7 protein-coding genes are annotated in these 5,816 nt (G+C 69.0%); 2 read left to right on the forward strand and 5 right to left on the reverse strand.

Going from position 1 to position 5,816, the window contains the following annotated elements; genetic code table 11:
• The coding region (locus ACK42S_RS15005; RefSeq protein ID WP_409709260.1) for a ketopantoate reductase family protein at positions 1-534 on the reverse strand (534 nt) is incomplete at its 3' end.
• Positions 535-593: 59 nt separating this feature from the next.
• On the reverse strand, positions 594-1,019 hold the full coding sequence (locus ACK42S_RS15010) for an OsmC family protein (RefSeq protein ID WP_409709263.1): 426 nt from the start codon (positions 1,017-1,019) through the stop codon (positions 594-596).
• A gap of 316 nt (positions 1,020-1,335) precedes the next feature.
• On the opposite strand from ACK42S_RS15010, the gene ACK42S_RS15015 reads away from it, so the two are divergent.
• Together ACK42S_RS15015 and ACK42S_RS15020 are read left to right on the forward strand one after the other, a co-directional pair.
• Positions 1,336-2,814 (forward strand): SulP family inorganic anion transporter, encoded by a 1,479-nt coding sequence (locus ACK42S_RS15015; RefSeq protein WP_409709266.1) that lies wholly within the window; start codon positions 1,336-1,338, stop codon positions 2,812-2,814.
• A 13-nt stretch (positions 2,815-2,827) separates the two neighbouring features.
• The gene (locus tag ACK42S_RS15020; RefSeq protein WP_409709269.1) at positions 2,828-3,685 is read left to right on the forward strand and encodes a universal stress protein; all 858 of its coding nucleotides are present in this window, start codon (positions 2,828-2,830) and stop codon (positions 3,683-3,685) included.
• A gap of 9 nt (positions 3,686-3,694) precedes the next feature.
• Here the strand turns inward: ACK42S_RS15020 and ACK42S_RS15025 are convergent, their stop codons facing one another.
• The 3 genes from ACK42S_RS15025 to ACK42S_RS15035 form a co-directional block, all read right to left on the reverse strand.
• On the reverse strand, positions 3,695-4,048 hold the full coding sequence (locus ACK42S_RS15025; RefSeq protein WP_409709272.1) for a c-type cytochrome: 354 nt from the start codon (positions 4,046-4,048) through the stop codon (positions 3,695-3,697).
• A 92-nt stretch (positions 4,049-4,140) separates the two neighbouring features.
• Positions 4,141-5,349: a sulfite oxidase gene (locus ACK42S_RS15030; protein ID WP_409709275.1), complete on the reverse strand. Its 1,209-nt coding sequence runs from the start codon at positions 5,347-5,349 to the stop codon at positions 4,141-4,143.
• 197 nt (positions 5,350-5,546) lie between these two features.
• Positions 5,547-5,816, reverse strand: a 270-nt coding sequence (locus ACK42S_RS15035; RefSeq protein WP_409709277.1) for an HRDC domain-containing protein, incomplete at its 5' end; no start/stop codon positions are given.

A 5,816-nucleotide genomic window follows, 5' to 3' on the forward strand; every position in this document is an offset into this window, starting at 1 on the left:
CTTGGCCCACAAAGCCCCGGCCACGTTGTCGGACACCTGCACCGGCACGCCGGCCGCACCGAAGGCCTCGACCAGGCCGGCGCTGCGCGGCGAGGGGCCGATCACCAGCTCGCCGCGGCCATGGTGGCGCACATGGCCGGGGCCAGCCATCTCGGTGGCGACATACACCACCGCCGGCAGCACCTCCTGCGTCAGCACGGCCCGCAGCCGCTCGGCGTTGTCCACGCCGTTCTGCAGGCTCAGCACCAAGGCATCGGCACGCAGATGCGGCCGCATCGCCCGCGCGGCGGCTTCGGTGTCGGCAGACTTCACGCAGCACAGCACCACGTCGGCGCCGGCCACCGCCGCCGGTTCGGTGTGGGCCTGCACGGCCACCTGTTCGTCAAAGGCCGCCGTCTGCAGCCGCAGCCCGCGGGCGCGCATGGCCTGCACATGCGCTGGCCGTCCGACCAACACCACCTGGTGGCCGGCACGCGCCAGCATGCCGCCGTAGTAGCCGCCCACCGCGCCCGCGCCCATCACCGCCCACTTCATCGCCCGCTCCTGCCGGAATCACTGTCGGCGATGGTAAGGGGTCTGGGGCGGGCGGCGAATCAGGCTTGCAACCGCGCGTCCAGCGTGATCGTGGCGTTGAGCACCTTGGACACGGGGCAACCCTCCTTGGCGCGCTGGGCGGCCGCTTCGAAGGCGGCGCGGTCGGCCCCGGGGATCTCGGCCACCAGGTCCAGATGCACCGCGGTGATGGCAAAGCCTTCGCCCACCTTCTCCAGCGACACTGTGGCGGTGGTGCGGATGCTGCGCGCCGTCAGACCCACCGCGCCGAGCTGGGCCGACAGGGCCATCGAGAAGCAGCCCGCATGGGCAGCAGCGATCAGCTCCTCGGGGTTGGTGCCCGGACCGTTCTCGAAGCGGGTGCCAAAGCCATAAGGGGCCTCGGTGAACAGGCCGCTGCCCACGGACAGACGGCCCTGGCCGTCCTTGAGGCCGCCGCTCCAGGCGGCCGATGCGCTGCGCTTCATGCGAGGTCTCCTTTCGGGTGAACAGGCCCCCAAGGTAGACCAAAGTCCTGTGTCGCGCACCCGGGAAACAAAGGCCTTACAATGTTGCGATGCAACAAACAGGCCGCTTCTCCCACGGCACGGTGCCGGCTTGCTACCCCGGCTGGGGTCTGGCGCGCGGCTTCTTCCGAGCGGTCGCCCCGCCCTGACGTCACTCGGCCGCCCGGTTGGTACGTTTGCTGTCGGGGCGGCGATGCTCTGTTCGCCGCCTTCCCCCCTTTCGATTCCCTGATTTTCTTGCGCTCCCGGTGCGCCGGCGGGCCTCGTCTGTCTTTTCATGTCCACGGTTTTCACGCGCCGAGAGTGGTTCTCCAACATCCGCGGCGACCTGCTCGCCGGCCTCGTCGTGGCCCTGGCGCTCATTCCAGAGGCCATCGCCTTTTCCATCATTGCCGGGGTCGACCCCAAGGTCGGGCTCTACGCCTCGTTCAGCATTGCGGTGATCATCGCCTTCACCGGCGGGCGCCCGGGCATGATCTCGGCGGCCACCGGGGCCATGGCGCTGGTGATGGTCACGCTCGTCAAGGAGCATGGCCTGCAGTACCTGCTGGCCGCCACCGTGCTCACCGGCGTGCTGCAGGTGCTCGCCGGCTGGCTGCGCCTGGGCTCGCTGATGCGTTTTGTCTCGCGCTCGGTGATCACCGGCTTCGTCAACGCCCTGGCCATCCTGATCTTCCTGGCCCAGCTGCCCGAACTCACCGACGTGAGCTGGGTGGTGTATGCGATGACGGCCGCCGGCCTGGCCATCATCTACGGCTTCCCCTACCTCAGCAAAGCCGTCCCGTCCCCTCTGGTGACCATCATCGTGCTCACCGCTGTGGCGATGGTGCTCGACCTGGACATCCGCACCGTCGGCGACATGGGCGAGCTGCCCGACAGCCTGCCCGTCTTCCTGTGGCCCGACGTGCCGCTGAACCTGGAAACCCTCCAGATCATCCTGCCCTATTCGGCCACGCTGGCCGTGGTAGGCCTGCTGGAATCGATGATGACGGCCTCCATCGTCGATGAACTCACCGACACCGCCAGCGACAAGAACCGCGAGTGCGTGGGCCAGGGCGTGGCCAACATGGTCACCGGCTTCATTGGCGGCATGGCCGGCTGCGCGATGATCGGCCAGTCGGTCATCAACGTGAAGTCGGGCGGGCGCGGGCGACTGTCCACCTTCTCGGCCGGCGTGTTCCTGCTGCTGATGGTGGTCTTCCTGGGCCCCTGGGTGAGCCAGATTCCCATGGCCGCCCTGGTGGCCGTGATGATCATGGTGTCGATCGGCACCTTCAACTGGGACTCCATCCGCAAGCTGCGCGAGCACCCGCCAAGCTCGTCGATCGTGATGGTGACCACCGTGGTCGTCACCGTGGCCACGCACGACCTGGCCCAGGGCGTGTTCGTGGGCGTGCTGCTGTCGGGGATCTTCTTCGCCCACAAGGTGGGGCGTGTGCTGCGCATCGACCGCAGCAGCAGCGCCGACGGCCGTGTGCGCACCTACACCGTGGTGGGCCAGGTCTTCTTTGCCTCGTCCGAAACCTTCACCGGCGCCTTCGACTTCAAGGAGGTGATCGACAAGGTCTGCATCGACGTGAGCCGCGCCCACTTCTGGGACATCACCGCGGTGAGTGCGCTCGACAAAGTGGTGCTGAAGTTCAAGCGCGAAGGCACCGAGGTCGAGGTGCGCGGCTTGAACGAAGCCAGCGCCACGCTGGTGGACCGCTTCGCCGTGCACGACAAGCCTGGCGCCGTCGAACAACTGATGCACTGAGAAGGAGCGCCCCATGGACAAGGTATACGCATGCATCGACGGTCGTTCCAACTCGGATGCCGTGATCGATTGGGGCATCTGGTCCGCCCAGCGGCTGCAGGGTCAGCTCGAGTTCCTGCACGTCATCGAGCGCCCTGATGCCGTGGCCGAGGTCAAGGACTACAGCGGCGCCATCGGCCTGGGGGCGCAGGAGACCTTGCTGCATGACCTGAGCGAGCATGACGCCCGACGCGGGCGACAAGCCCGGGAAGCCGGGCGCGCCCTGGTGGCCGCTGCCCGGGCGCGCGCCGAGGCCGCCGGGGTGTTGCACCATGATGGCCGGCTGCGGCACGGGGATTTCGTCGAGACGGTGATCGAGATGCAGGGCGACGCCGGTCTGTTCGTGCTGGGCGAGCACCACCACGCCGCGCCTGGCGGCCGGGTCCACCGGGAACATCATGTGGAGCGTGTGATCCGTGGCGTCGCCGCCCCGGTGCTGGTGGCCACCACCGAGCATTTCGAGGCGCCTTCCCGTGTGGTGCTGGCTTTCGATGGCGGCGCCGCCTCGCGGCGCAGCCTGAGTCGCATCGCCCGCCATCCCTTGCTGCAGGGGCTGCCGGTGCTGGTGGTTCGCGCGGGCGAGGACACGCCTGCGGCCCGCCGACAGCTCGACGAGGCCTGCCGCACGCTCGCCAGCGAGGGTGTGAGGGCCGAGAGTGAATGGGCCCGCGGGCCGGCCGAGGCCGTGCTGCCCGCCTTGGTGAAGGCGCACAAGCCCGCTTTGCTGGTGATGGGGGCCTTCGGCCACTCCTGGCTGCGAAGGCTGTTACTGGGGAGCACCACCTCGACGCTGCTGCGCGTCAGCGAAGTGCCGGTTTTGGTGTTGCGCTGAGACCGCGGCTCAGCGCTTCGCGCCGGTGGCGTGCGCCACGTACAGCGCCAGCGCCTCGATCTGGGCAGCGCTGAGGGTCTGCTCGTAGGCCGGCATGATGCCGAAGCCGTTGCGCACCGCCTTGGCCACGCGCTCGGCGTCCGGGCGCAGTTCGTCGAGCGAGGGGCCCACGGCCCCTCGCGCGCCGGCATCGGCCAGGGCATGGCAAACGGCGCAGGCCGGCGTGGCCCCCTGAAGGAACAGTTGCTTGCCCAGCGCCAGCTTGTCGGCTTCGCTGGCCTGGGCGCCCAAGGCCAGGCCGACCACGGCTGCCGCGATCGCGGCGCGCAGGCAAAGGATCGTCGGAAAGGATGGTCGGGACATCGAGGCAAAAGACGCAGCAAGATAGAGGCAAAGGCCGCCCGCAAGCAGCGTGCGAGGGCCTGCAGGGCGGGGCCCATGGCCCCGCCGCAGTCTCAGGCCACGGTGAGCTTCACCGCGTGGTCGGCCCAGCTGTTGTTGTTGTAGCCGTCCTGGTTCTCCATGCGCTGCTCGGGCTGCACATTGCCCTTGACATCGGTGGCGCGGCTGGCCAGGGTGTAGGTGCCGGGCTTGAGGTCGGCCGAGAACACGAACTGGCGCCAGGCGTACTTGCCCAGGTCGGGGCCCACCAGGCGCGCGGCCTGCCAGGTCTTGCCGCCGTCGATCGATACTTCGACCCCCTTGAGCGCCTCGATGCCGCCAAAGGCCACGCCGTGGATCTGCACCCGGCCGGCCTTGACCGGGCCGTGCTCGGACAGCGGGCCGTTGATCCAGGACTTGACGTTCATGCCCAGCACCGACTCGTGCTCGGGGCCGCCCTTGGCGCCCACGGGGCTGACGCGATAGCGGTTGGCCATGATGCCCGCGGTGGTCTCGCGCGGCGTGAAGGCCACGTTCTTCACGTACTTGATGTTGTTCACGCCGGTGTAGCCCGGCACGATCAGGCGCAGCGGGCCGCCATGGGCCAGCGAGATCGGCGCGCCGTTGAGCTCCCAGGCCAGCAGCGCGTCTTCGAGCGCGGCAATCGGCACCGAGCGCTCGACCTTCACCGAGTTCGGGTCCACGCCCTCGGGGATCTTCTCGCCGCCGGTGCCGGTGATGTAGCGGGCTCCGTCGACCAGACCGCCCAGGGCCTGCACCACGTTCTTCAGCGGCACGCCGCTCCAGACCACGCAGCCGGCCGCGCCCACCGTCCACGGCGTCCCGCTGGGCTTGTGCGGGAAGAAGCCGCGGCCGTTGCCCGAGCACTGCAGCACCATCGCCACGGTCTCGATGCCCAGCGTCTTCAACTCGGCCAGGGTGAGGTCGCGCGGGGACTTCACGCCCTGGAAGGAAACCGTCCAGGCATCGCGGTTGTCCAGGATGGAGGGGTCCGGCGCCGGCAGGTTGTTGCGGATGAAGAGCTGCTCACTGGGCGTGATGACGCTCGTGCCGAAGGCACTGCGCTTGGTCTCCAGCGTGCTGCTGCTGTGCACGATGAGGGCCGATGCGTCCTTCCAGCTCACATAGGCCGGCAGCGGCTTGGGTGCGGCGGCCTGCGCCACGGCCCCGCGGGTCCAGGTGGCCAAGCCCACGCCGGCCAGCGCACTGGCGCTGCCCACCAGCAGATGGCGGCGCGGCAGCGAGGTCGGTGTCTCTTGCATGGTCGTTTTCTCCTGATTCATCAAATGGTCGGCAGCTCCGCCAGCACAGGCCGGCAGGACACCACCGCGAAGTGTGACAAGAGCGCATGACGTCCACGGCGAATGTTGCGTCTTGTTACAACAAGAGAGCACCGAAAACCGCCCCGCCATCAAGGGCTTGCGGCATCGCAACAACCCTGCGGCCGTGCACGCAGGGGTCAAACGCTGTCGAGAACACGCAGCAGTTCACGCCCGTAGGCCTCCAGCTTCTTGGCGCCCACACCGCTGATGCCGGCCAGGGCCTCGAGGCTCGCAGGGCACTCGCGCGCCATCTGCACCAGGGTGGCGTCGTTGAAGACGATGTAGGCGGGCAGGTTGTGCTCGCGCGCGACCTCGGCGCGCCAGGCCTTGAGGGCCCGCAGGCGGGCCTGGGCGGGGGCGTCCAGGTCGGCCGCCGGGGGCCGGGCCGCGGCATTGCCGCGCCGGCC

The sequence above is a fragment of the Caldimonas sp. genome (assembly GCF_046289365.1).
Lineage (GTDB): Bacteria > Pseudomonadota > Gammaproteobacteria > Burkholderiales > Burkholderiaceae_C > Caldimonas.

What these genes read in the sequence shown, in the direction of transcription:
- ACK42S_RS15010 (WP_409709263.1), bottom strand. Translation starts at nt 1,019, where the DNA reads ATGAAGCGCAGCGCATCGGCCGCCTGGAGCGGCGGCCTCAAGGACGGC.
- ACK42S_RS15015 (WP_409709266.1), top strand. Translation starts at nt 1,336, where the DNA reads ATGTCCACGGTTTTCACGCGCCGAGAGTGGTTCTCCAACATCCGCGGC.
- ACK42S_RS15020 (WP_409709269.1), top strand. Translation starts at nt 2,828, where the DNA reads ATGGACAAGGTATACGCATGCATCGACGGTCGTTCCAACTCGGATGCC.
- ACK42S_RS15025 (WP_409709272.1), bottom strand. Translation starts at nt 4,048, where the DNA reads ATGTCCCGACCATCCTTTCCGACGATCCTTTGCCTGCGCGCCGCGATC.
- ACK42S_RS15030 (WP_409709275.1), bottom strand. Translation starts at nt 5,349, where the DNA reads ATGCAAGAGACACCGACCTCGCTGCCGCGCCGCCATCTGCTGGTGGGC.